The sequence below is a fragment of the Granulicella arctica genome, from assembly GCF_025685605.1.
Classification (GTDB): domain Bacteria; phylum Acidobacteriota; class Terriglobia; order Terriglobales; family Acidobacteriaceae; genus Edaphobacter; species Edaphobacter arcticus.
In genome coordinates, this window is sequence record NZ_JAGTUT010000001.1 from 4,201,320 (window position 1) to 4,225,790 (window position 24,471).

Annotated in this window: 19 protein-coding genes; 17 read left to right on the plus strand and 2 right to left on the minus strand. The window is 59.2% G+C overall.

Annotated features, from left to right (window positions below; translation table 11 throughout):
• The first annotated feature begins 114 nt into the window (after positions 1–114).
• The 12 genes from galA to OHL20_RS25030 all read left to right on the plus strand — a co-directional run bounded on the left by galA (position 115) and on the right by OHL20_RS25030 (position 19,247).
• Positions 115–2,739, plus strand: a complete 2,625-nt coding sequence (gene galA / locus OHL20_RS17820) for a beta-galactosidase GalA (protein WP_263384516.1) — start codon at positions 115–117, stop codon at positions 2,737–2,739.
• A gap of 111 nt (positions 2,740–2,850) precedes the next feature.
• Positions 2,851–4,992, plus strand: a complete 2,142-nt coding sequence (locus tag OHL20_RS17825) for a GH92 family glycosyl hydrolase (protein ID WP_263384517.1) — start codon at positions 2,851–2,853, stop codon at positions 4,990–4,992.
• Positions 4,993–5,036: 44 nt separating this feature from the next.
• Complete coding sequence (locus OHL20_RS17830; RefSeq protein ID WP_263384518.1) at positions 5,037–6,146, plus strand: serine hydrolase domain-containing protein; 1,110 nt, start codon at positions 5,037–5,039, stop codon at positions 6,144–6,146.
• A gap of 125 nt (positions 6,147–6,271) precedes the next feature.
• Entirely contained in the window at positions 6,272–9,136 is a 2,865-nt protein-coding gene (locus OHL20_RS17835; protein ID WP_263384519.1) for a glycoside hydrolase family 2 protein, read from the plus strand.
• Positions 9,137–9,221: 85 nt separating this feature from the next.
• Positions 9,222–11,111: a PQQ-binding-like beta-propeller repeat protein gene (locus tag OHL20_RS17840; protein ID WP_263384520.1), complete on the plus strand. Its 1,890-nt coding sequence runs from the start codon at positions 9,222–9,224 to the stop codon at positions 11,109–11,111.
• Positions 11,112–11,114: 3 nt separating this feature from the next.
• Positions 11,115–12,098, plus strand: a complete 984-nt coding sequence (locus tag OHL20_RS17845; RefSeq protein ID WP_263384521.1) for a beta-propeller domain-containing protein — start codon at positions 11,115–11,117, stop codon at positions 12,096–12,098.
• A 243-nt stretch (positions 12,099–12,341) separates the two neighbouring features.
• Entirely contained in the window at positions 12,342–15,584 is a 3,243-nt protein-coding gene (locus OHL20_RS17850; RefSeq protein WP_263384522.1) for a glycoside hydrolase family 2 TIM barrel-domain containing protein, read from the plus strand.
• 152 nt (positions 15,585–15,736) lie between these two features.
• Complete coding sequence (locus OHL20_RS17855; RefSeq protein WP_263384523.1) at positions 15,737–17,293, plus strand: family 43 glycosylhydrolase; 1,557 nt, start codon at positions 15,737–15,739, stop codon at positions 17,291–17,293.
• A 427-nt stretch (positions 17,294–17,720) separates the two neighbouring features.
• The gene (locus OHL20_RS25015) at positions 17,721–17,975 is read left to right on the plus strand and encodes a ParB N-terminal domain-containing protein (protein ID WP_317890967.1); all 255 of its coding nucleotides are present in this window, start codon (positions 17,721–17,723) and stop codon (positions 17,973–17,975) included.
• Positions 17,909–18,553: a ParB/RepB/Spo0J family partition protein gene (locus OHL20_RS25020; RefSeq protein WP_317890988.1), complete on the plus strand. Its 645-nt coding sequence runs from the start codon at positions 17,909–17,911 to the stop codon at positions 18,551–18,553. Before OHL20_RS25015 ends, OHL20_RS25020 begins: the two co-directional genes overlap by 67 nt.
• Before the next feature lie 343 nt (positions 18,554–18,896).
• Positions 18,897–19,067, plus strand: coding sequence for a hypothetical protein (locus OHL20_RS25025; RefSeq protein ID WP_317890968.1), 171 nt, complete (start codon positions 18,897–18,899; stop codon positions 19,065–19,067).
• Between the two features lie 12 nt (positions 19,068–19,079).
• Positions 19,080–19,247 carry a hypothetical protein gene (locus OHL20_RS25030; protein ID WP_317890969.1) on the plus strand — a complete coding sequence of 56 codons (168 nt, stop codon included), beginning with the start codon at positions 19,080–19,082 and terminating at the stop codon, positions 19,245–19,247.
• Between the two features lie 232 nt (positions 19,248–19,479).
• On the opposite strand, the gene OHL20_RS17865 is transcribed toward OHL20_RS25030, so the two are convergent.
• On the minus strand, positions 19,480–20,046 hold the full coding sequence (locus OHL20_RS17865; protein WP_263384524.1) for an NADPH-dependent FMN reductase: 567 nt from the start codon (positions 20,044–20,046) through the stop codon (positions 19,480–19,482).
• Between the two features lie 80 nt (positions 20,047–20,126).
• On the opposite strand from OHL20_RS17865, the gene OHL20_RS17870 reads away from it, so the two are divergent.
• The 5 genes from OHL20_RS17870 (at position 20,127) to OHL20_RS17890 (ending at position 22,904) form a co-directional block, all read left to right on the plus strand.
• On the plus strand, positions 20,127–20,615 hold the full coding sequence (locus tag OHL20_RS17870; RefSeq protein WP_263384525.1) for a MarR family winged helix-turn-helix transcriptional regulator: 489 nt from the start codon (positions 20,127–20,129) through the stop codon (positions 20,613–20,615).
• Between the two features lie 338 nt (positions 20,616–20,953).
• Complete coding sequence (locus OHL20_RS17875) at positions 20,954–21,508, plus strand: RNA polymerase sigma factor (protein WP_263384526.1); 555 nt, start codon at positions 20,954–20,956, stop codon at positions 21,506–21,508.
• On the plus strand, positions 21,505–21,972 hold the full coding sequence (locus tag OHL20_RS17880) for a zf-HC2 domain-containing protein (RefSeq protein WP_263384527.1): 468 nt from the start codon (positions 21,505–21,507) through the stop codon (positions 21,970–21,972). Before OHL20_RS17875 ends, OHL20_RS17880 begins: the two co-directional genes overlap by 4 nt.
• Positions 21,969–22,439 carry a zinc ribbon domain-containing protein gene (locus OHL20_RS17885; protein ID WP_263384528.1) on the plus strand — a complete coding sequence of 157 codons (471 nt, stop codon included), beginning with the start codon at positions 21,969–21,971 and terminating at the stop codon, positions 22,437–22,439. Before OHL20_RS17880 ends, OHL20_RS17885 begins: the two co-directional genes overlap by 4 nt.
• A 45-nt stretch (positions 22,440–22,484) precedes the next feature.
• The gene (locus OHL20_RS17890; RefSeq protein WP_263384529.1) at positions 22,485–22,904 is read left to right on the plus strand and encodes a DUF6632 domain-containing protein; all 420 of its coding nucleotides are present in this window, start codon (positions 22,485–22,487) and stop codon (positions 22,902–22,904) included.
• Between the two features lie 393 nt (positions 22,905–23,297).
• On the opposite strand, the gene OHL20_RS17895 is transcribed toward OHL20_RS17890, so the two are convergent.
• Positions 23,298–24,383 (minus strand): IS110 family RNA-guided transposase, encoded by a 1,086-nt coding sequence (locus OHL20_RS17895; protein WP_263384530.1) that lies wholly within the window; start codon positions 24,381–24,383, stop codon positions 23,298–23,300.
• Between the last annotated feature and the right edge of the window lie 88 nt (positions 24,384–24,471).

Here is a 24,471-nt window from a genome sequence, read left to right on the forward strand (position 1 = left end):
GCGATTAGACCCTTCTACTAACGCTGTCACGCGACCCGCACAACGAGGAAAGCGGCTCGATCAGCATTGGTAACGAACGCCGTACCTTGGACCACGTACGAGGGGATTCCAGATATGAGCAAGCAGTTCACACGCCGCGGCATCATGAAGACCGGCATCGCCGCCTCTGCCGCCTTGATAAGCTCGAATGCTGTCGCATTCGAGATGCCCACGTCCGGCAACGAACCCTTTGAGGTTGACAGTGTCTGGCTGCCTGCTGCCGATGGCACGGATGCTTCGCACTCACCCCGCCAGCGCTTGCTCCTGGACTTTGGCTGGCGCTTTCACCTGGGCGATGCCAACGACGCCATGAAGGACTTCCGGTACGGCGCGCCGACCCGTGAAGGCACCTTTGCCAAGGCTGGGCAGAACTGGCTGCACAACGCCAAGGAGGGGCCGCTGCAGCACAGCTTCGATGACAGCGCCTGGCGATTGATCGACCTGCCGCATGACTGGGCGGTGGAGCTGCCCTTTGAGCCGATCGAAGGTCCGGAAGGATCCGTCCACGCGGCACATGGCGGTAAGGCGCTTGGTCGTGAATATCCCACCACCAGCATTGGCTGGTACCAGCGCACCTTCGACATACCAGCCTCCGATGAAGGTCTGCGCATCTCCATCGAGTTCGACGGCGTGTTCCGCGATTCCACGGTGCTGTTCAACGGCTTCTACATCGGACGGAACCTCAGCGGCTACGCGCCCTTCAGCTTCGATGTGACCGATTACGTCAAGTACGGCGGCAGCAACGTCATCACCGTCCGCGCAGACGCCACGCTGAACGAAGGCTGGTACTACGAGGGCGCCGGGATCTACCGGCACACATGGCTGGTGAAGACGCATCCCCTTCACGTGGCGCAGTGGGGCACCTGCGTGCGCAGCGAGGTCCGAGCCAAAGGCGCACGTGTCTCGGTCGAGACGGAGCTGCTCAACGAAAGCGATACGGCGGCTCGCGGCCGTCTGACCTCGAAGATATTTGGACCGGATGGCGCCCTTGTAGCGACTGTGCCGGCCCGGCCATTTGAGATTCCAGCCTGGGGCACGATAACGATCACAAGCCAGGTGCTTCTGGCGGAGGCTAAATTGTGGTCTGTGGAAGAGCCGCACCTGTACAAAGTGACCACGCAGGTGGAGAGCGGCGGTCGCATCGCGGACGAACATGGCACGACCTTTGGCATCCGGTCCATCCGCTTTGACCCGGACAAGGGCTTCTTCCTGAACGGCAAGAGCGTCAAGATCAAGGGCACATGCAGCCATCAGGACCACGCTGGTGTCGGCATTGGCGTGCCGGACCGCATGCACTATGACCGGGTCGCACTGTTGCGGCAGATGGGATCGAACGGCTGGCGCACCGCGCACAACCCCGTGGCGGCAGAGGTTCTCGACGCGTGCGATCAACTGGGCATGATGGTGATGGCGGAGACGCGCATCATGGCATCCACGCCCGAAGGCCTCAGCGAACTGGAGCGCATGGTCAAGCGCGACCGCAACCATCCCAGCATCGTCATCTGGTCTCTTGCCAACGAGGAGTACTTCTATCAGGGAACTCCCACGGGCGCGCGCATCATCGCATCCATGAAGCGCGCCACAAAGAAACTCGATCCCACACGGCCAGTGACAGGAGCCATGAATGGCAGTTGGGGGAGGGGCATGTCCAATGTTGTAGACGTGCAAGGCTTCAACTATTTCAACGGCGGCATCCCCGACGAGAAGCGGCCTACTGGCCGCGCGGAAACCGCGGATATTGACGACTTCCACGCCAAGTTTCCGAGGCTGCCAACCATCGGCACGGAGATGGCGAACGGCAAGAGTGTACGCGGCATCTACGAGACGGACCCGAAACGCGGCTATGTGGCCGCCTACAAGCCCGGCTGCGCGGACTGCAAGACTCCCGCTGAAACGTGGTGGACAATCTTCGACGAGAGGCCGTTCCTGGCGGGCGGCTTCACCTGGGCCGGCTTCGACTACCGCGGTGAACCGACACCGTACGATCACGTCGCCACCGGCTCTCAATCCGGCATCCTGGACATATGCGGTTTCCCGAAAGACATCTACTTCTACTACAAATCATGGTGGGGCCAGGAGCCAGTGCTGCACCTCTTTCCGCACTGGAACTGGCAGGGCAAGGAGGGGCAGGCGATCGATGTACGCAGTTACTCGAACCTTGATAGCGTGGAGCTCTTCGTGAATGGCGTCAGCGGGGGCGTGCAGTCGCCAAAGCGCAACTCGCACCTGTACTGGAGCGTCGTCTATGCGCCGGGGGTGATTGAAGCGCGTGGCATGAAGCAGGGGAAAGTTGTCCTGACCGTACGGCGCGAGACGACTGGCGCGCCGGCGCAACTGGCGCTGCTGCCAAACCGGACTTCCTTCCAGGCCAACGGAGAGGACGTGGTCTCCATTGCGGTAGAGGTCCGCGACGCGCAGGGCCGCCTGGTTCCAACGGACTTCAGCAAGGTCCACTTCTCTCTCTCAGGAGCGGGCAGGATCATCGGCGTGGGCAATGGCGATCCCAGTTCTCGCGAGACAGACCGTCCCACGTCCGCGCATTCAGCGGAGAGAAGCGCGTTCAGCGGACAATGCATGGTCTTTGTACAGTCAGTGAAGCAGGCAGGCGCGGTGGAACTGCAGGTCTCAAGTGAAGGTCTGGCAAGCGCAGTTGCGACACTTCACAGCACGGCTGATGTAGCCCGGCCGGCCGTTGCATAGGAATGGGCTCGTACAGGCTTGCAGCATTCTGGCTGGAGCCTGAAGCGAAGTAAGCTGACACTGCACGTGATTCGTCGGCGATGTTGCTCTGAGTGGCACGGAGGAAACACCTTGAAGACACCGAAGCTCCTGATCCTGATTCCGCTTCTCCTCTCCAGCGCATTGCGCATGGAAGCACAGAAGCGGCCGGTGGAGTACGTCAACACGTTCCTGGGGACGGCTCCGCTGACCGATCCTGCGGACATCGGGTTCAAGCCGCCATGGCGTGTGTGGGCCGGCCTTGTCTTTCCTGGAGCGTCTGTACCCAACGCGATGGTTCAGCTCAGTCCCATTACCAAGTTCGGCAGCGGCGCCGGTTACGAGTACGAGAACAACGTGATCTATGCCTTTGCGCACACCAACAAGGGGCATTGGAACCTGTGCAACATTCCCATGCTGCCGGTCAGTGGTGACGTCAATCCGGAGGACTTCGGTTCGCCCTTCAGTCACGCGAAAGAATCTGCGCATCCCGGCTACTATCAGGTGTATCTGGACCGTTACGGGATCAACGCCGAGCTCACCTCTACGCTCAGGACCGGGTATCACCGCTACACCTACAAAGACAATGCTCAGCCCAAGAAGCTGATCGTGAATCTTGCCCGCTCCAACGAACGCATCCGGGACTGGAAGATCGAGCAGGATGGAGACAACGCGTTCAAGGGTTTTCAGGTTGCGAGCGAGAAGATCTACTTCTATGCCGTATCGAACTACACGATCAAACAAATCGAAATGCTGAAGGGCGAGAAGGCACAACTGCCCGTCCTTGACTTCGCCAGCGGCAGCGGGCCGGTGGAGATCAGGATCGGCCTTTCGTTCGTGAGTACGGACAACGCAAAAGAAAACCTCCAGAAGGAACTTGGGAATAAGAGCTTCGACACCGTCAAGGCAGAAGCGTCTGCATCCTGGCAGGCGCTCCTGTCGAAGATACAAGTCTCCGGCGGCACGGAACGTCAGAAGGAACTCTTCTACTCTTGTCTGTACCGGTCGTTCCTTTGGCCCGCCCTGCGGAGCGATGTGAATGGCGAGCACATCGACGAGAAGGGCGCCGTGGTGAAGGCGAACTTCCAGTACTACACTCTGCCATCCCTCTGGGACGACTACCGGAACAAGCTAGTCCTGCTGGGCATGATCTCTCCGGAGGTCACTGTCGACGTCATCCGCTCACTGGTGGAACGTGGTGAAAAGACCGGGTTCATTCCAACGTTCTTCCACGGCGATCACGCCGCGCCTTTCATTGCAGGCTCCTATCTGCGTGGGCTGCGAGGCTATGACGTCCGCAGCGCCTATAACCTTTTGCTGCGCAACGCCACCGTGGAGGGCGGCACGCGCCCGTACATCGGCGAGTACATGGAGAAGGGGTTCATCTCCGATCCGGACGTAGCCAATCCCGTAGTCGAGACCAAGGGCAAAGCGGGTGTCACCAAGACGCTGGAATATTCTTACGACGATTATTCCGTGGCCTTGCTCGCGAAGGAGCTGAACGACCAGCCCAACTACGACATGCTGATGAAGCGGTCACAGAACTACAAGCACATGTTTGATCCGTCCACCGGTCTGATGCGGGGGCGCCTGGACAACGGCGAGTGGATCAAGAACTTCAACCCGCAGTACCCTTACTACGAGTACATGTACCGCGAAGCCAACGCGTGGGAATCATCCTTCTTCGCGCCGCATGACACGGACGGTCTGATCGGCCTATATAAAAGCAAGGCCGACTTCGAACAACATCTCGACTCCTTGTTCACCATCCCCTGGAATCCCAATTACATCGCGGAGAACATCAATTCGTTCATCGGGCAATACTGCCAGGGAAACCAGCCCGACCATAGCTTCCCCTTCCTGTACTACTTCGTAGGCAAGCCGGAGAAGTCGCAGGCCATCCTGAACACCATCATGAGCCGCTTCTATGGCATGGGCGAGCAGGGGCTTGCACTGTCTGGCATGGATGATGCCGGAGAGATGTCGTCGTGGTACGTGTTTACCGCAATCGGCTTGTACCCGTACTCTCCCGCCGATCCCAGGTACATTGTTTCCGTGCCCCTGTTTCAGAAAACCACGTTCCGTCTGAACGAAGGAAAGACACTCACGATCGTGAAGAAGAACGCAGGCGAACGGATCACCGGCATCACGGTCGGCGGCAAGAAGGTAAACGGCTACTTCGTCGAAGACAGCGATCTTGAGGCCGGCAAGGAACTCGTCATCGCAACGCAGTAGCAAAACAGTGAACTGGACAAGGTAAAACAGCAATGGGAGATGGGATGATGACGAATCGAGTTCGCAGTTGGATGGGTGTTGGCGCGCTGCTGGGAAGCACGCTCCTTGCGCAGGCGCAGAGCCTGCCCCGGAGCACACCGGAGGCTGAGGGCATTCCATCAAGCGCCATCCTGGAGTTTGTGCAGGCTGCGGACAAGAACGTAGATACCTTTGACAGCTTCATGGTCCTGCGGCACGGCAAGGTTATTGCTGAGGGCTGGTGGAAGCCGAACTCCGCCGAAGCTCCTCACATCCTGAATTCCGTCAGCAAAAGCTTCACGTCCACAGCGGTTGGACTCGCCATCCATGATCACAAGCTGAAGCTGGATGATCGGGTGCTGAAGTTCTTCCCAGCAGATGCTCCGCCGGATCCTTCGGCGAACCTGCATGCCATGACGGTGCGTGACCTGCTCACCATGTCCGGCGGCCACGAGGTGGAGCCAACGCGTGACGGCGGACCATCGGTAAAGCAGTTCCTTGCACAGCCTGTCGTGTTTCAACCCGGTACCCACTTCCTGTACAACACCATGGGCACCTACGTGCTCTCCTCCATCGTCACCAAGGTCACGGGACAGACGGCGCTTGAGTATCTCAAGCCGCGTCTCTTCGGTCCGCTGGGCATCGAATCTCCCCGCTGGGATGCCAGCCCGGAGGGTAACTCCCTGGGCGGCTACGGCCTGTATCTTCGCACGGAGGACATCGCCAAGCTGGGGCAGCTCTACCTGCAGAAGGGCAAGTGGAACGGCAAGCAGTTAGTTCCGCGTAGATGGGTCGAGCAAGCCACGTCCAAACAGATCGACAACGCGAAGGAAAGCCACTCGAAGATCGGCCCTGACTGGATAGAAGGGTACGGCTTCCAGTTCTGGCGCTGCCGCCACAATGCCTACCGCGCAGACGGAGCCGGCGGACAATTCATTGTCGTTATGCCAGATCAGGAGGCAGTTGTTGCTATCACTGCGGATACCGGCAACATGCAGGGAGAACTGAACGCCATCTGGGATCACCTTCTGCCCGCTTTTCAGGCCGCGCCAATTGCTGCAGATGCTGCAGATCAAGCGGAGCTGAAGGCTACGATAGCAAAGCTCGTCGCCCATCCAATGAAGAAGGATCACTGAAGGCAGACGCGTTGTTCATGTGCCCGATGATGAACGGCACTGAAGAGTCTGTTCCTTGCAACGTTTTGCTGTTCGGAGATGCTATACGTTCGTTCTGCCGCCTTACGTTTCTGTTGCTCCTTTGTGTGGCTTCAGTAGCACACGCCGCCGAAACTGAAGTTCAGTACCTGTCCGGCCTCGGCAAGGACGATGCGGTGAAGTGGCAGTTTCTCTGCGACCACGGCCCGAACGCAAACCAGTGGTCCACCATCGGCGTGCCTTCCAATTGGGAACTGCAGGGCTTCGGCATCTACACCTACGGCCGGGTCGCGCCGGCAGGCGGCTGGACCAAGGTCCACGGCGTCTACAAGCGCACCTTTACGGCACCCGCCACTTGGCGGGACAAGGCCGTCATCCTGAACTTTGAAGGCGTTATGACCGATACGCGTGTCACGGTGAATGGTCAATCCGCAGGTCCGCTGCACCAGGGCGGCTACTACGCCTTCCACTACGACATCACCCGTCTGCTGAAGCCCGCAGGCCAGCCGAACGAGATTCAGGTCGACGTGGATGACGAATCCTCAGACGCCTCTGTCGATAGCGCCGAGCGTCGTGGCGACTTCTGGAACTACGCCGGCATTTTTCGTCCGGTGTACCTGGAGGCTGTGCCGAAGACGTTCATTGAGCACCTGGCCGTTAACGCCACCGCGGCAGGCGTCCTTGAAGTCGATGCCAGGCTGGCCGACCGGCGCTTGGCGGAATCGTCCGGCGCAACGGCCAGTGTAGAAGCACAGGTGTTCGACCTGAGCGGCAAGCCCGTCGGAGAGCCGGTCACCCTTTCGAATGCAGCCTTCGGCAGCGTGGCACATCTTGCCGGAAAGATCTCCAATCCGCGACTGTGGACCGCTGAAACGCCGAGTCTATATCGACTCGACGTGCAGTTGAAGATAAACGGGACCGTCGTGCACACGGTTCACCAGAAATTCGGTTTCCGCACGATCGAGGTTCGCCCCGGTCAAGGCCTGTTCGTCAATGGCAACCGCATCTTTCTGAAAGGCGTCGACCGGCATTCCTTCTGGCCCGATTCCGGCCGCACTCTGTCTGAGAAAATTTCCAGGGACGACGTCAACCTGATCAAAGAGATGAATGGCAACGCGGTCCGTTCCAGCCACTATTCCCCGGACCGTCACTTTCTGGACGCCTGCGATGAACTTGGCCTCTATGTGCTGGACGAACTTACAGGCTGGCAGGCGAAGTACGACACCGGCGTCGGCAGGAAGCTGGTGAAGGAACTGGTCGAGCATGACGTGAACCATCCCTCGATCCTGTTCTGGGACAACGGCAACGAAGGTGGTTTCAACTTCGATCTTGACGCCGACTACGCGAAGTACGATCCACAGGCGCGATTAGTCCTGCATCCCTGGTCTGAGTTTCCCGTTGGCATCGCGGATACCAAGCACTATCCCACCTACGAAGGACTGCAGCAGAAACTCGCCGCCGATCCTGTCCTGTTTCCCACAGAGATGCTGCACGGCCTCTACGATGGCGGTGCGGGCGCAGGCTTGCAGGATTACTGGGATGCCATCCTGAGAAGCAAGGCAGGTGCTGGCGGATTCATGTGGGCACTACTGGACGAAGATGTGAAGCGCGTTGACAAAGGCGGCATCCTCGACTCTCAAGGCAACTATGCGCCTGACGGTATCGTCGGCCCGTACCGCGAGCATGAGGCCAGCTTCAATACCATTAAGCAGCTCTGGTCACCCATCATCGTCACGCCCCCCGCCGGCGGGTCGCATGCCTACACTGTGACCAACCGCTACAGCTTCCTGGACGCGGGCGGATGCACGTACGAGTGGCAGGCCATCGCGTTCCGCCGTCCCAGTGACGCACAGTCCGGGTCCATGGTGCTGACCTCTCGCATCGATCATGGCCGCTCGCTGGCGCCCGGCGCCTCGCAAGCGTGGGATGGATGGGGACTCCCGGCATCCGCATCCGGACGCGGCAAAGCCAGGGCAGACGCCACCCGGCTCATCATCCGCGACGCGACCGGACAGGTGATCCAGACCTATGTCTGGCCCGTCGAGACCGCCGGAAGTGCGCCGGACGCCACGGCGAGGTCCGGCGGCGGAGCAAAGCCTGCAGTAACAGAGACGCCGGAGGTGTTCACCGCGAAGGCCAGCGATATGTCCATCCAGATTGACAAGAGCAGCGGGCTGCTAGTGTCTGCCTCGCGGCAGGGACATACGTACTCGCTGAAGAACGGCCCGCGCGTTGTTGCCATGGACCCGCGGCCGGTTCCGGTGCGCGGACAAACCGCGCCACCGCCGCAGCCGGCCATTGCAGCACCCTCGAAGTTGGTCTCTCTCACGCATGCCATGGAGGGCGAGGATCTGGTCATTTCGGCGGCGTTCGACGGCCCCATGAAGACGCTGCGGTATCGTCTGAAGCCCAACGGTTGGCTCTCGCTTGACTACGTGTATGCCATGACGGGCCCACACGAGTACTTCGGCATCGGCTTCGACTATCCTGAGGCCGATGTGAAGAGCATGCGCTTCTTCGGACAGGGGCCGGATCCCGTCTACCAGAATCGCCTGGCGGGTGGAACTCTCGATGTCTGGCAAAGGTCCTACAACAACACCATGGTGGGCGACCCGGATGACCTGAAGCCGGGAGAACACTTTGACTACCCGGTGTTCAAGGGCTTCTATTCCGGCGTGCGTTGGGTGCAGTTCAAAACCACTGAGGGCGAGATGACCGCCGCGGTGGAACAGCAGCCTGACTCGCCGGTGTACCTGCAGGTCTTCGCGCCCAAAACGGCATCGGCGAAATTGGTCGGGCAGGTCGCCGTGCCGTTTCCCTCCACTGGGCTCTCGTTCCTGAATGCCATCCCCGCCATCGGCAACAAGTTTGGCGGACCGCAAACCATGGGACCCATGGGGCAGTCCGCCATCGCAACGGGTGAATACAAGGGCCATATCAGCCTGTACTTCGGAACGTTGCCGAAACGGTAGCGTTTACCTGCTCGAATGAGCACAGTACCGGGTGTTCTGCATTAGACGCTTGAGTGCAGATGCCCCAAAAAGGAGTTTCTGACCGATGAATCCTGCTGCACCTCGTCGCGATGCTTTGGCGCGGCCTTTCCGTTCGCTGCCCGCACGTCTCTGTCTCCTCCTGGCAGCGGCATGCGCCTGTTCGTCTGCGCAGGTGGATGTGCTCACACAGCACAACGATGCTGTCAGAACGGGCGCGAACCTTCACGAAACGGCACTGACGCCGCGCAGTGTGAATCAGGCCGGCTTCGGCATGCTGTTCAAGCGTGCCCTGGATGACCAGCTGTACACCCAGCCGCTGGTGGCGACCGGCATCCAGGGTGGCGGCGGCACACGCGACATCGTCTACGTGACAACTGTGAACAACAGCGTGTACGCCTTTGACGCAAACGACCCAGAAGCCGCCCTGCCGCTTTGGCACGTGAACTTTGGCGCACCGGCTGACGTTCACAGCGCCGACTTCGGATGTCTGGACATCAACGGCAACATGGGCATCATCGGTACGCCCGTGATCGATAAGGCACGCGGGGTCCTATACGTGGTCGCGCTCACGCGTGCGCGCGCCGCCGCCGGTTCGGGAACAGGGTACACACAGAGGCTGCACGCGCTGGATCTGGCGACCGGCGCGGACGTGCCGGGAAGCCCGGTTGTCATCAGCGCCCCGGCCTTCGATCCGCTTATGCAGAACCAGCGTCCTGGCCTGATGCTGGCCAACGGCATGGTGTACGTGGGCTACGCATCGCATTGCGACAAGGAGCCGTATCACGGCTTCCTGATGGCGTATGACGCGAAGACGCTGACGCAGGTGGGCGTCTTCAACACCTCGCCTACCGGATCAGAGGCCAGCATCTGGCAATCGGGGCAGCCACCGGCCGTCGATCCCGAAGGAAACATCTTTGTCGTGACCGGCAATGGAAGCTGGGACGGCATTTCAAACTTCAGCGAGAGTTTTCTAAAGCTGTCGCCACATCTCAAGTTGCTGGACTGGTTCACACCGACGAATCACTTCGAGCTCGACAAGGGGGACACCGACCTCGACTCGTCCGGGGCGACGCTGATTCCGGGAACCCATCTCGTTCTGGGCGGCGGTAAAGAGGGCGTGCTGTACACGCTGGACACCCGCAACCTGGGTCACCTGGGCGATGAACATGCGTTGCAGCACTTCCGCGCCACCGCCTCACACCTGCATTCACTCGTGTACTGGACCAGCGCGAAGAACGGCAACCTGCTGTACGTCTGGGGCCAGCGGGACAAGGCCAAGGTGTACAAGCTTGAAGGCAGCAAGATTGCAGAAACTCCGCTGGTGAGGAGGGACATCCCCAACGAGGGGCATCCCGGTGCCATGCTGTCGCTGTCGGCGAATGGAGACAAGGACGGCATCCTGTGGGCCGCGATTCATGCCACGGGCGACTCATGGCATGAGTCCAGGCCGGGTGTTCTTTACGCCTATGACGCCGACGACATTCGCCATGAACTGTGGAACTCCCTGCAGATGCCAGGCCGCGACGACTGTGGCCGGTATGCCAAGATGGCTCCGCCGACGGTCGCGAATGGGCGAGTCTACCTGGCCAGCTTCGGCTCGGAGAACATCGGCACCGGCCAGTTCTGCGTCTATGGTCTGCTGCCATCCGCGGGTGCTGCACCGCTTGCTGCGCCTGCGGCGGTTTCGGCCACGGTCGCCGCAAAGCGCCTCACGCTTAGCTGGACGGCAGTGCCGGGCGCGCGTGTCTACCGCGTGCTGAGAAAGAGCACGCTCGATCCCGCGGCAAAGACGGTGGCGATGGGACTCACTAGCCCCGCATACACGGAGCCTGCTCCGGAGCGCGGAGAGTTCATGTCGTATTCGGTCGTAGCGGTGGCCGCCAACGGACGGGTCAGTCCGGTCTCCAGCCCCGCGACCATTGCTTCTCCTAAACGCAAGAAGATGGAGGATTAATCGATGCTGCCACGGCTTCGTCTACTCGCGTGCCTCTTGGTCGCATGCGCCGCGTGCGCCGCGCAAACTCAGGGCGGCGCCCGCACGACCTCACCGCTGCCCGGCAAGGGTCTGGTGGAACATGATTTTCTGTACGCCGGCGAATCGCACGACCGCCGCATCTTCCTTGTGCGACAAGGCAAGGTAGTCTGGACGTACGACGACCCTGCAGGCAAGGGCGAAGTCAGTGACGCCGTGATGCTCTCCAACAGCAACGTCCTCTTCGCCCACCAGTTCGGCGTCACCGAGATCACCCCGGAGAAGAAGGTCGTCTGGAACTATGACACTCCGGCAGGTCATGAGGTCCACACCGCCATGCCCATCGGTAAGGACCGCGTCCTCTACATCCAAAATGGCAATCCGGCCGTGTTGCGGGTCGTCAACATCGTCACAAATGTGACCGAGCACGAGATCACATTGCAGACGAAACATCCCGACAGCACGCATGGGCAGTTTCGCCACGCCCGCCTCACGGAACAAGGCACGCTGATGGTGGCGCACATGGATTCGAACAAGGTTGTCGAATACGATTTCGACGGGAAAGAGCTATGGTCGTTCCCGGCAGCCGTGCCATGGGGCGTCACGCCCCTGTCGAATGGCAACGTGCTCATCACGGACCGTGAAGGCGTGCGCGAGGTCACGCGCCGCGGAGACATACCCTGGAGCTTCCGTCCGTCTGACACACCCGCCTACCCGTTCACCAGTTTGCAGCAGGCGTGGCGGCTGCCAAACGGCAACACCGTGATCAACAACTGGATCAACGAATGGACCAAGACGCCGGCAAACGAACCGGGTTCCGTGCAGGCAATTGAACTCACACCCACAAAGCAGGTAGTGTGGGTACTCCAGTCATGGAATCCGTCGGCGAACCTGGGTCCAGCCACAACCATCCAGTTTCTTGGCACCGGCCCGGCAGCGGAGGACGTTCACTTTGGGCCGATCCACTAGACAGCTTACTGAAGCCAAATGATAGTGAGTCTGCTGTTTGGAAGAGCTTCTAACACGGTGTGCGCCGAATTAAGCTTCAACGATCCGGCAGCGAGTGCACCCAAACTGCAGCGAGACCACTTGATTTACCCGGCCGACCGCAGCGACCGGTTTGTAGCGCCTGCCAACAGGAACGAGCCACTCAGGATGCCAGACAGCACTAGAATCGACAATTAGGGACAGCCTCGGGAGAACACATCGCAAATGCGTTACAAGAACATATCCATCTCAGCCTTACTCGTGTTATTTGCGTTGACACTCACACTGCGGGCGCAGACCCCGTCAATACCGCCCGAGGTTGAGAATGAGGCCATTCTTGGCATTCACAAGGAGCCCTATCACGCCACGCTGATGCCGTACAAAGACCGCACGGAGGCTCTGGCGGCTGACCGCAAGGCTTCCAGTTGGGCCCGCACCTTGAATGGTTCCTGGAAGTTCCACTGGGTCCCGCGGCCGGAGGAGCGTCCCGTTGACTTCTGCAAGCCGGCCTTTGATGTAAGCGGCTGGAAGGATATCCCTGTCCCATCCAACATGGAGGTGCAGGGTTATGGAACCCCCATCTACACGAATTTCACGTATCCCTTCAAGAAGGACTGGCCCAGGGTCACCGGCGAACCTCCGCGTGAGTTCACCACGTATACGGAGCGCGATGCCGTCGGCAGCTATCGCCGCGAGTTTGACGTTCCGGCGAACTGGAAGAGCCGGCGTATCTTCGTCACCTTCGACGGTGTCGACTCGGCTTTCTTCCTCTATGTCAACGGCAAGAAGGTCGGATACAGCGTGAACAGCCGCAATCCTGCGGAGTTCGATCTAACCCCCTATGTGATTCCCGGCGCAAAGAATCTGATCGCCGTTGAGGTGTACCGGTTCAGCGCAGGCAGCTACATGGAAGACCAGGATATGTGGCGGCTCAGCGGCATCTTTCGCAACGTAACCCTGTGGAGCGCTCCACAGGTTCATGTGCGGGATTTCTCTCTCACGACGGACCTGGATCCCGGGTATCGTGACGGAGTTCTGCGCGTGTCCGCGAAGATTCATAACTATTCCGCTGCACCGCAGCCGGCACGCCGTCTCCAGGTGGAGGTTGTGCCTCGCGGACAGACGGCAAGCATCGCACAGACGGCAGTCGACATTCCCGCGCTGGCGGCAGGTGAGGAGCGGCAGGTTTCCACTTCGCTCCCGGTTGCAAATCCTGCAAAGTGGACGGCGGAGACGCCGAATCTTTACACCGCGGTGCTGTCGTTGTCCGGCGGTGGAGACGTGCCTGCGGAGATGCTCTCGGCTCGCACCGGCTTCCGCAAGATCGAAATCAAGAACGCCATCTTCATGATCAACGGCGCGCCGGTGAAGCTGAAGGGCGCGAACCGCCACGAGAACTGGCCCGACACCGGGCACACCGTCTCAGAAGACCGCATGATCCGCGATTTGGAGCTGTTGAAGCGGGTGAATGCGAATCACGTGCGCACCTCGCATTACACGGACGATCCGCGGTGGTATGAGCTTGCGGACGAGTACGGCATTTACCTTGTGGCTGAGGCAAATGTCGAGTGCCACGGCTACATGAACGTGCTGGACCGGGAGCCGCGCTACGAGCCAAGCATCGTCGATCGCAATGTGGCGAATGTGGAGAACCTGAAGAACCATCCCTCGGTGGTCATCTGGTCGCTTGGAAATGAATGTGGCGGCGGCAGCAGCTTCCGGACTGCGCTCTCGGCAGTGCGGGCAATCGACAGTACACGGCCCACGCACTATGAACCCTTCGGCGGCGGGGCAAGCCTGCCCACCGACATCGAAAGCCACATGTACACCAGCCCGCAGGAGCTGCAGGCGGCGGGCGAGGATGCCAAACGCACCAGGCCGGTCTACCTCTGCGAATATGCGCACGCCATGAATAACTCCATGGGATCAGTGGGCGATTACAACGACCTTTTCGATAAGTATCCAACGTTGATGGGCGGAGCCATCTGGGAATGGGAAGACCAGGGACTGTGGAACGGCCGCGATCCCAATCACCAGTACATGGCCTATGGCGGCGGATTTGGTGATTTTCCCAACGACAAATACTTCATCCACAAGGGTGTTGTCTTTTCCGACCGCACACCGAAGCCTCATTACCCTGAGCTGAAGCGTGCCTATCAATGGGTAAGCTTCACCCCGATCGCTCTGGATCGCGGAACGATTGGCATCCGGAACAGGTATGCGTTCACCAACCTGAACACCTTCGTGCCGCACTGGACCCTCAGCGAAGACGGTATGACCATCGACGGTGGCACACTTCCCCCCATCGACGTGGCGCCGGGTGCGAGCTCTGAGGTGACGCTGCCGATCCGCCCCCTGTCCCGGAAGCCAGGGCGCGAATACTTCCTCCAGCTCTCCTTTGAGCTGGCAAAGCCGGAGCTCTGGGCAGATGCGGGATATCCAGTCGCGACACAGCAGTTTGTACTGCCCGTCGCACCTGCCGTAATGAGGGAGATTGCACAGTCAGACGTACCTGCATCCCTGAAGCTTGCCGAGGACGACAGGTCCATTACCGTGACGGGTAACTCGTTTCGCGTTGCGTTTGACAAACGGCAGGGAACCATCTCGCAGATCGAGCGGGGCGGCACATCGCTGTTGATGGAAGGTGGCGGGCCGAAGCTCTACCTGTGGCGTGCACCCCACCGCAATGACGATGAGTGGGCTTCCAAGGCGTGGGACAAGTACGGCATCAATGAGCTGCAGACATCGGTGAAGAGCATCAAAGCGACCCAACTGGGTGACTCGCAGGTGCTGGTGGAGGCCACGCTGCTGGAGCAGGGGCGCCAGGGTTGGTCGGCAACCTACAGGACCGCGTACACCGTTTCAGGCGACGGCTCCATTGCGGTGAAAAACAACTTCGTACCTGCGGGCGAGAGGATTCCGCTGGCAAGAATCGGTGTGCGTCTGATGCTGAACAGGGCTTACAACCGCTTAACCTACCTGGGCCGGGGACCCATGGAAAACTACTCCGACCGTGATCGCGGATCGGACGTGGGTCTGTATTCCAGCACCGTGCAGGAGCAGTTGACCCCCTATCCGAAGCCGATGGAAGCGGGGAACCATGAAGACGTCCGCTGGGCTGCGCTGGCCGCCAGCGGTCTGCCCTCGCTGGTAGCCGTGAGTGAGGGCAAGCTGTTGCAGGTATCCGCTCTACCGCTCCGGGATGAAGATCTCGACCAGCCGGCTCATGCGGAGGACCTGCCGCCGAGTACGTCCACGGTGCTCACGCTGGATACACGCACGCTCGGCGTCGGCTCCAACAGTTGCGGACCGAAGCCCCTGCCGCAATACATGGTCTGGTCCGATCCAACGGAGTTTTCATATGTGCTGCGACTGCTGCCCGCCGGCGACCATGAGTACCGCGATGCGGCGAGACTGCCGAATCTGGCGCAGTCACGGCCGTCTGCAACGCGAGATAACTTGCGATGAGGTCTGGTGTGCGCGGTGTCAGTTCACCCGCGGCGGTGACACCGCGCAGGTGCCAGGGATGCTGACAGGGTGTCAGCCCAAAGGTAAACGTCAACTCTGCACGGCCGCACAACACCCGTTAGACTGGCACTCCTTCATCGAAAGGCACACGCATGCACTCTCACACTTCTTCGGCACAGACCTCATCCTGGACCCGGCGGCAGTTCGTTCAGATTGGAGGGTCAGCCGTAAGCGCGGGTGTGGCCACGTCGTGGCCGGCACTTTCGTTTGCATCGTCACTGCCATCGCATACTGCCGGGACCTATAGCAACCCGGTGATCGCGGGTGACCATCCCGATGCGGGTGCTATCCGCGTCGGCAGTGAATACTACCTGGTTCATACCACCGACCACTTTTCGCCCGGCCTGCTCATCTGGCACTCACGCGATCTGGTGCATTGGAAGGCCGCTGGAGCGGCGCTCGATGCCTACTATGGAGCCGTCTGGGCGCCCTTCCTGTGCGAATACAAGGGGCTCTTCTACATCTACTATCCCTGCGACGGCAAGATCTTCGTTGTACACGCGCCGCATCCGTTGGGACCATGGAGCAAGCCGATAGCGCTCGGTATTGGCGGGATCGATCCCACACACGGTGCCACTCCGGAAGGCCGCCGTGTCCTCTATCTGGCGGGCGGAGGGATGGCGGAGCTTTCAGACGACGGCCTCTCCGTGAAGGCACCGCCGCGCAAGGTATTGTCCGCGTGGACCATTCCAGACAACTGGCAGGTCGAATGCGAATGCCTTGAGGCGCCCAAGCTGCTGTTCCACGACGGCTACTATCACCTGACGGTCGCAGAGGGCGGAACCTCCGGGCCGCCCACAAGCCACATGGTGCTCTCTGCCCGCAGCCGCAACATCGACGGCCTCTGGGAGTGGTCGCCGCACAACCCCATCGTTCACACTCGCAGCAGGGCAGAGACGTGGTGGTCGCAGGGTCATGGACGCCTGGTGGACGATGCGGACGGCTCCTGGTGGATGACGTACCATTCCTACCGGAATGGCGCTCAGAACCTTGGCCGCCAGGTGCTGCTGCTGCCCATCGAATGGACTGCAGACGGCTGGTACAAGGTGCGTGATGACATCTCGGCTGGAAACCCCATCCCTAAGGCTCACCTGGAACCCGAACCGTCAGCGGACACGGCTGGCGCGTTCTCCGGCACAGCACTTGATCTGCAATGGCAGTTCTGGAAGGGCTATGACCTGAACCGGGTGCGCCTTGCGGACGGCTCGCTCACACTCGCCGCCCACGGCGACAGCATCCAGACCACATCGCCGCTCACGCGCGCCGCCACGCACCCGAACTACACGGTCGAGGTTGACATCGAGATCACGCAGGGGTGCGAGGCAGGATTGATCCTCTTTTACGACAGCACTCACCTCTGCGGACTGCGCCTCACCTCGGACCCAAGAACCCGGTCTCCCGGCAAGACCTTCCTCGTGCAAGGCGGACGAGCAACCCTGCGGATCGTCAACGTGGACCAGGTCGCAGACTTCTACTATCACCTTCAGGACGGACCCACCGCAGGCAAGTGGACGCACATCCGCGATTCACTAGATGTCACGACTTACCAGCAGAATGCGATTGGAGGCTTTCTTGATTTAAGGCCCGCTTTGTATGCCTGCGGCACTGGATCAGCGACCTTCCGGAAGTGGAAATACGAGCCGAAGTAGCGACTCCACGGAGGTCGTACATCGGTGAGGTGAGCTAAGGACAAGAGGAAATCGTTCCATCGCGAATCAACTCCGCTCGCGAATCTTCGTGACCGCAAGTCCTGTGCGGCGAGAGCTTGCTTGTAGGGCTCTTAGCGACATCCTCACCCTGTTCTGAAGTCTGAAGGAGCGTGTGATCCGATCCGCCGAGAGAAGCTTTGAGGTCTCCTCAGACACGATGGACCGCACCCATTTGCACGAGCAAACGGAGACAGCAAATCTTTGTGATCTTTGCCCGTAGTTGGGATCTGGCGATCCCAGGAGGTGCATGGTCCTCGGCATGTACCCGGGGTATTTACAATGTCCGAAAGTCACCCGCTCGAAAGCAGCACACCATCATGGAAACGCAGATCGTCAATGTTAACGAATACCGCAACGTAACACTCGCATGCTAAGTGAGTCCAAGACCAACCCCCGTCGCACCTTTGAAGCAACGGCCTTGAAGGAGCTGGCAGAGTCCATCCGTACCCAGGGGGTTATCTCGCCCTTGCTGGTTCGGCCACTTACCGAGAATGGCTTCGAGATCATCGCAGGAGCACGGTTTATCGCGCCGCGCAGATGGCATAAGCCTCGACCGTGCCCATCCGCATCATTCATCTCTCCGATGCAGCAGCACTGGAGGCTCAATTGGTGGAAAACCTGATAACGTCTGAATTCATCCGATGGAGGAGGCGCAGGATTCCGCGCTTTGCCGGATTGGAAGACCCCACGTACAGCATCGAGCAGATTGAGGCGAAGGTGGGCAAATCGCCCGTCTTCGTGGCTTCGAGGTTGAAATTATCCGACCTTGTCCCGTCTGCGGTCGATGCCTTCTATGCCGATGAGATCGGCGTTGGCCATGCGCTATTGTTGGCGAAGCTGCCCGCCGATCAGCAGGAAGCGGCCCTTCAATCCTGTTTCAAGGAGGTCCACAATGGAGGATCGAAGCCCGCTCGTATCCTGCTGCCTTTCCGCAACCTGCAATTCTGGATTGACAGCAATATCCTGTTAGTCCTGAAAGATGCGCCGTTCAACAAGCGGGACGCGCAGCTTATCCCGACCGCTGGCAGTTGTGCCGATCGCCCCAAACGGACAGGCCATAACAAGCTGCTGTTTGGCGATGACCTCGGAAGACAGGGTGACCGATGCACCGATCCCAATTGCTATCAGGCCAAAGTCTCAGCGCATGTCGCGCAGACCGTCGCCGCGAAACCGGAGTTGGTGCAGATCAGTACGGCCTAGGGGGGCAGAAAGAAGGCAGCCTGGTATTGCCGCGCAACAGGTACACCGTGTTTCGCGACGACCGTCCCAAATCCAAAGACGAGGCCAAGCGTGGCGAATACAAGAGTGCAAGTTCACCACTGAGGCCATCATCACCGAAGGTACGGACGTAGGCACGACCCATAAGGTCTGCGCAAACGCGAGCTGCCCGGTACATCATCCGAAGCAACCAGCGAGCCGAGACGAAAGCTGGAAGGCAGAACAGGAGAAGCAGCGCAAAGAGGCGGCTATTGCCAACACCGTTGGCCTTCGCATATTGTCTGCCATCGGCTCCGCCGTCCCGGTTCGCTTATTGAAGCGTGACATGCTTCTCATCATCGAGAAGCTGACCACTTCAATGGACGACAGCCGAGTGGAGATGTTGGCGCGGCAGCATGGCATCCGTCAGAAACGGGACAATGGCGGTGTGAAGAAAGCCTTCATCGCCTTCCTCAAGAGAGCGGACGAAGGCACGCTGTCTCGGATAGCCGTCTAGGGCAGCATCTTGTTGGCGGCATCACGTAGTAACTCCACCAACGTCCTGAAAGACGCAGCAGCCGCCTACAAAGTTGACACAGACGCCATCACTGCGAAGGTGCGGCAAGAGTTCTCTGCGAAAGAGAAGGCGAAGAAGGCCGCACAACCAGCGGCGAAGGCAACCAAGAAAGCGGCCTAACGGGGTCGGTTCTCTCGAGGGGCGCCCAATGGCCGTCCTTCGTTTATTCCTCAAAAAGCCGCAGGGAGAAACCGCTTTGGTTTCTCCCCGCACCTCTCATCCCGTTACCGGCCCCCGCTCGCCCGCTGCGCGGCAGGAGTCGAGTTCCTCCTCCTGCACCTTCCCCTCCTGCAAATGAGCAATTGCTGAGAATCGCGTTGACCGTTCCTTATCTGCTCCGATTTATGCCATGTCAAGCTTCAACGCGCAGGGTCCGCATGGCACCCGACCAACGAAGCACTTGCCGCAACATCTCACGGACTGAAGCTGTGAGCGCTTCTGTAGGGACGAACGCTCCGGAAGCAAAGGTGGGATGCGTTAGAACCGCGGGCTGGAAGCGCACGGTGGCCACCTGAAGTTCAGCAAGCACGAGTCTGAGCGCTTCTGCTGCTCGCACTCCTGCTGCCCAGCCACCGTAGCTCACGATACCAGCGGCTTTGTCGTTCCACTCACGATAGACATAGTCCAGAGCGTTTTTTAGCGCCCCGGGGTAGGAGTGGTTGTACTCCGGAACGACGAACACATATCCATCAAAGCTCCGGATGACCTGACTCCACTTTTTTGTGTGCGCATGCTCATACTTTTGGTGATTTGGGTTACCACCCTCATCGAGATTTCCAAGATGGTAGTCGGCCAGGTCGATCAACTCGTAGGCGGCGCCACCGTGGTTCCGCGCCGTGTCCAGCACCCAGGATGCGATCTGGTCGCCCCGCCGTCCGGGACGTGTACTCCCAAGAATGATTGCAATGCGAAGATCCATGACTGCACCTTTATAGTTGATACGTCAACACTATAAGGCCATCAGTTGATGCGTCAACTGTTACTGGATAGAATAAGAAGATGAAGCGATCTGCAGACCTCTCACCTCAGGAATGGGAGCAATGGCATCGGTGGACGCTCATGCAGCGTCTCTTGACGCAGCAGATAGAGCGGCATCTACAGTTGTCGTTTGGGATATCGAAAGCAGAATTCAGCATCCTGGTAACCCTGCTCCGTTCGTCCGTCAAGGAACCACGCGTCGGCGACCTTTCGCAGTCGCTTGGTTGGGAGAAAAGCCGTGTATCCCATCTGCTCACCCGAATGGAAGGCCGTGGGCTCGTAAAGCGAGTAGAAACTGGAGCCGCCGGACGACGCACGGGCTTGCGACTCACGTTTCAGGGACGCCAACTTGCGGAGCGCGCCGTCACCGGGCATGCTCAGAACATCAAGCGCAACTTTTTCGAGGTATCTACACCTGACCAAAACGTCACGATCAGGTCATGGATAGAGCAAATGATCGTGGCCCTCCAGGGCCCTGAGGCGGTTAGCCAGGGCTCAGTCGAGCCCTGACACATAGGGCCTTCGACCTGGCCCCTCCTATCGACCCTCGATCATTCGGTACTTCCACAACACCTTTGGTCTCCAGAAGTCTTAGTGCTGTACTGATGTGACTCAGTGAGTGCAATGGCGATTTGGTACACATTGAGAAGGGGCCTTTGCTTTTCTGAACATCGGACTGGATTTGTGGAGAGGACAGGTCCGCTGAGATTCTCTCTCCCTTGTCTAGGCTTTCTTTTCTCTTTACGGGCGTCCAGAGGGGATATTTCTCATTCCAGTTTTCGTAATTTCGGGTCCATGGTTCGTATACCCATCGTATGTTCGATTATGAGCTGACTTCGAGGGCGTCCATGGAAAGCGAAACGGAACGAATCGCGCTTGGGTTGCGCCAGCGAGATGTCGTCGTCCTTGAGGCTCTGGTCGAGCAATACCAATACCGGCTTGTTCGTTATCTGGTCTCCCTGTTGGGCAGACGCGATGGAGTTGACGATTTCGTGCAGGAGACGTGGCTACGAGTCCTGGAGCGGGGTGGGTCCTACGACGGGCAGTATCGCTTTGAACCCTGGCTCTTCAGGGTGGCACGCAATGTTGCTCTCGATGCCATGCGTAAGCGACCGATGTTCAGTCTGGACTCAGATGAGGCGGATGGCGTTGGCTCATCGCCTGCTTCCGGTGAGCCTTCGCCATACACGCTTGCGGCGCGGACACAAGATGCCGAGCGGATTGCCCACTCGCTGCAAACTCTGGAGCCCGTCTATCGCGAAGCCCTCGTACTGCGTTTTCAAGAAGATTTATCTCTAGAGGAAATATCTGTGATTGTGGGAGCGCCGGTCTCTACCGTAGCTTCCAGAATTTATCGAGGACTGGCAACGCTGCGGCCGCGGTTCGAGGGAGACACAGCATGAATATTGACCACCACGAAACTTTCCAACGCATGATCGACGAGAGTCTGGCGGGCGCCCTCTCAGCGGAGAACGAACAATCTCTTCGCGAGCATCTCTCCACTTGCGCTACCTGCAGGGAGTATCTCAGCGCCAGCAACCGGATTATCGCGGGCCTCAGCGGTTTTTCCTTCGAGGTAAATCCAACCCTCAATGCCAGGGTTCTCGTAGCCCTTAAGCTGTATAACACCGGGACAATGCGACAGCACAGCGTGCCATTCAAGAACTGGGCTGCATTTGCTGTGGCACTCTCGATGTCATTTGTCGGATCGGGACTCGTGTACCAGATGGCCGAGCGCCTGGCGGTCCCAATGCATTTTGTCTCTGCTCAAGTCCAGGCAGGCGTGCTCGTCTTTTGGCTGCTGCCATCTCTTTGCGCGGCCTTATGTCTGCTCGCGGCGCCTGGTGAGAATAGAGGTATTGCATGACACAGCAATCGGCGGTGCTTTTGATAGCGTTCTTGGCCGGGATTGTAATCGCGGCTGTCTTATTGGGATCGGCAACGCGGAAGCTTCTACCGCGATCTGCAATGGGCATCGCGGCACTGGCGATCCCGATGTGGGTGCTCTATTTTGTTTCCGGCCAGGGCCGTTCCCTACTTGCCACCAAAGGATTTCTCAATGCGATGCCGGAAGCGCTTTGGTTTGGCTTAACGTTTGGCGTCTTCACCGCGGCTTTTTTCCTTGCCCTCGGATATATCTATGGGGACGCAAAAAGGCGTCAAATGCCTGCCTGGGCCTGGGTGATTGCCGCTTTCCTCATACCCAATTTCATTGGATTCATCCTTTATCTTGTGTTCCGAAGGCCTCTCCTTGGGCCTTGCAGTTCCTGTGGCAAGCCTGTTCGCGGGGGAGAAGCATTCTGCAGGCACTGCGGGCACTCGCAGGGTTCTTAGTATCGAACCCATCGCAGCTGACGATCACACAGAACGGAGGACGGTATGAAACGTGAACGCGCCTTACAGGTAGTGTTGGTGTTGGTGGGCTTGATTTATTGCTTTTGGGGCTATCTCCTGTTCGACAATCTGTGGCACGATAAGTGGCTTCGCGGGCATAGTGACGTCATGCCGATGTTCCTGAGCCTTAACACGGCGCTTGGAGTCTGCCTGTTGCTGGCCGTTAAGCAACCGGCGAAGCATCGTTTGATGATCGGCTACGGGGCGTGGTCCAGCCTTGCCCACGCGTTCACGATGACCATCATGTCGGCAGAGGCGATAGTTCACGGGACCCACAGGCAGGATAGTCCACAGGACATTGTGATGTTTGTTGTTATTGGAGGCACGCTGCTTGCGCTCCTCCCGGCAAAACAAGCATCGCAGGCCGGTGAACATATCGGTGAGCCACGCTTTGTCGAACGTTAGGATCTCGAATTTCAACTGTCGATAGCAGGCCAATGCACTCATCGAGCACTTGCTCAAGCGTTGCGGACGGGATTAGTACCGGGAAAGGCCGTTCTCGTCGTCTGAGCCATCGCTGACGAGAAGCCGACTTTCTATGAGCAGGTCACTAGTGTCAAGGGATTGTTCTTTGTTTTTCCTTCATAGGGCTTTTGCTTTTGTCGTTGCTCTTGGTTTCGTTGCTCTCCACCGTGTTTCTATTCGCACTCTTGATGAGCTGTCTTGAAGCAAGCTCGGTGCCGGTTGGGGTTCGAGAGAAGAGTCGATGCTGCCATTTATCGGTCGGCCTCGAAGGCCGAAGTCGGCTCGCAGTCATCGGAACACGGTGTCGTCGCAACGGGTGAACATGTTGATCTCTCAAGCAGCTTGTTCGTAGAACGGCACGTACGGCTCTTGAGTGCTCCAGAGGTGATGAAGCAACACGGCAAGCTTGCGGGCTACGGCAACGACGGCCTTACTTTTGGCCTGTTTGCCGCCTCGGCCAGCTAAGTGGAGACCCCACTGTCGCAACGCCGAGTCTCGTCCGTGCGGTCGCAGGATGTGGTTGGAGCACTCGATCAGCAGACTTCGAAGGTATGCGTTGCCAGCATGGGTGATGCCGAGTTGAGGATCGTGATCTCCGGACTGACTTCGACGAGGTCGTAGGCCCAGGTAACACCCAACGTCGCGACTTCGTCCGAACCGCTCCTTGCTGCCGAGCGTTAGCACGAAGGTCAAGGCGGTGAGGTGGCCGACGCCGTGAACCTTCAGCAGAGCCTGTGTCTCCGGATACTCGGTCTGGCCGAGCTGCTGGATCTGCCGGTCGTACAGCTTGATCTTTATTGTCATCTCCGCGATCTGCTGAAGTACCGGACCGAGCGCCTGTGCCAGTCCAGGCGGCATAACGGCCAGGCTGCGCTGGGCGAAGCACGTTGTGGCGGAGGCAGGCATACGGTGGCCGCACGACTTCGTCAGACCACGAACGGCATTCACCGCAGCGGTACGCAGTCGCACCAGCAGAGCTCGCGCACGGATCAGAGTCAGAGCCTGCTGTTGCTCGACCGTGCGATGGGCGATCGGACGAAGGATGTTCGGATCAAGCCGGGCATATCTTGCCAGCTTCTCAGCATCGACCTGATCGCTCTTCCGGTCACTGTGCGAGATCGCCCGCAACTCGCGAACGTTCGCCACGATGACTTCGTGACCTAGTTCCTGCAACTGTGCGCTGATCCAGATCGAGTGTGTTCCAGCCTCCATCGCAACCCGCGCTGGAGCCACGTCGGTAAACCACTTCTCGATCGCCTTCGGGATAGTTCTGAAGCGGCCACGGTCGACCACTTCTCCGTCCTGGTTAAGGGTGCAGTAATGACTCCAGACATCGCCAAGGTCGATGCCGATCGTCATCTCGACCTTGGCTTGCCTGCGTGGAGCTTCAGCGATGAGGTGTTGCGCTGGATTCTTCATGGGAACAGTCTGCTCCTCCTTCAGAGGACCTGCTCATCCCATTTATGATGACTATTCGTCTTGCGCACACTAGGTCTGACAGCTTTTG

Excerpts from the sequence above, each read along its gene's own strand:
- galA (WP_263384516.1), top strand. The coding sequence starts at position 115 with ATGAGCAAGCAGTTCACACGCCGCGGCATCATGAAGACCGGCATCGCC.
- OHL20_RS17830 (WP_263384518.1), top strand. The coding sequence starts at position 5,037 with ATGATGACGAATCGAGTTCGCAGTTGGATGGGTGTTGGCGCGCTGCTG.
- OHL20_RS17840 (WP_263384520.1), top strand. The coding sequence starts at position 9,222 with ATGAATCCTGCTGCACCTCGTCGCGATGCTTTGGCGCGGCCTTTCCGT.
- OHL20_RS17845 (WP_263384521.1), top strand. The coding sequence starts at position 11,115 with ATGCTGCCACGGCTTCGTCTACTCGCGTGCCTCTTGGTCGCATGCGCC.
- OHL20_RS17850 (WP_263384522.1), top strand. The coding sequence starts at position 12,342 with ATGCGTTACAAGAACATATCCATCTCAGCCTTACTCGTGTTATTTGCG.
- OHL20_RS17855 (WP_263384523.1), top strand. The coding sequence starts at position 15,737 with ATGCACTCTCACACTTCTTCGGCACAGACCTCATCCTGGACCCGGCGG.
- OHL20_RS25015 (WP_317890967.1), top strand. The coding sequence starts at position 17,721 with ATGCTAAGTGAGTCCAAGACCAACCCCCGTCGCACCTTTGAAGCAACG.
- OHL20_RS25025 (WP_317890968.1), top strand. The coding sequence starts at position 18,897 with ATGCTTCTCATCATCGAGAAGCTGACCACTTCAATGGACGACAGCCGA.
- OHL20_RS17865 (WP_263384524.1), bottom strand. The coding sequence starts at position 20,046 with ATGGATCTTCGCATTGCAATCATTCTTGGGAGTACACGTCCCGGACGG.
- OHL20_RS17870 (WP_263384525.1), top strand. The coding sequence starts at position 20,127 with ATGAAGCGATCTGCAGACCTCTCACCTCAGGAATGGGAGCAATGGCAT.
- OHL20_RS17875 (WP_263384526.1), top strand. The coding sequence starts at position 20,954 with ATGGAAAGCGAAACGGAACGAATCGCGCTTGGGTTGCGCCAGCGAGAT.
- OHL20_RS17880 (WP_263384527.1), top strand. The coding sequence starts at position 21,505 with ATGAATATTGACCACCACGAAACTTTCCAACGCATGATCGACGAGAGT.
- OHL20_RS17885 (WP_263384528.1), top strand. The coding sequence starts at position 21,969 with ATGACACAGCAATCGGCGGTGCTTTTGATAGCGTTCTTGGCCGGGATT.
- OHL20_RS17890 (WP_263384529.1), top strand. The coding sequence starts at position 22,485 with ATGAAACGTGAACGCGCCTTACAGGTAGTGTTGGTGTTGGTGGGCTTG.
- OHL20_RS17895 (WP_263384530.1), bottom strand. The coding sequence starts at position 24,383 with ATGAAGAATCCAGCGCAACACCTCATCGCTGAAGCTCCACGCAGGCAA.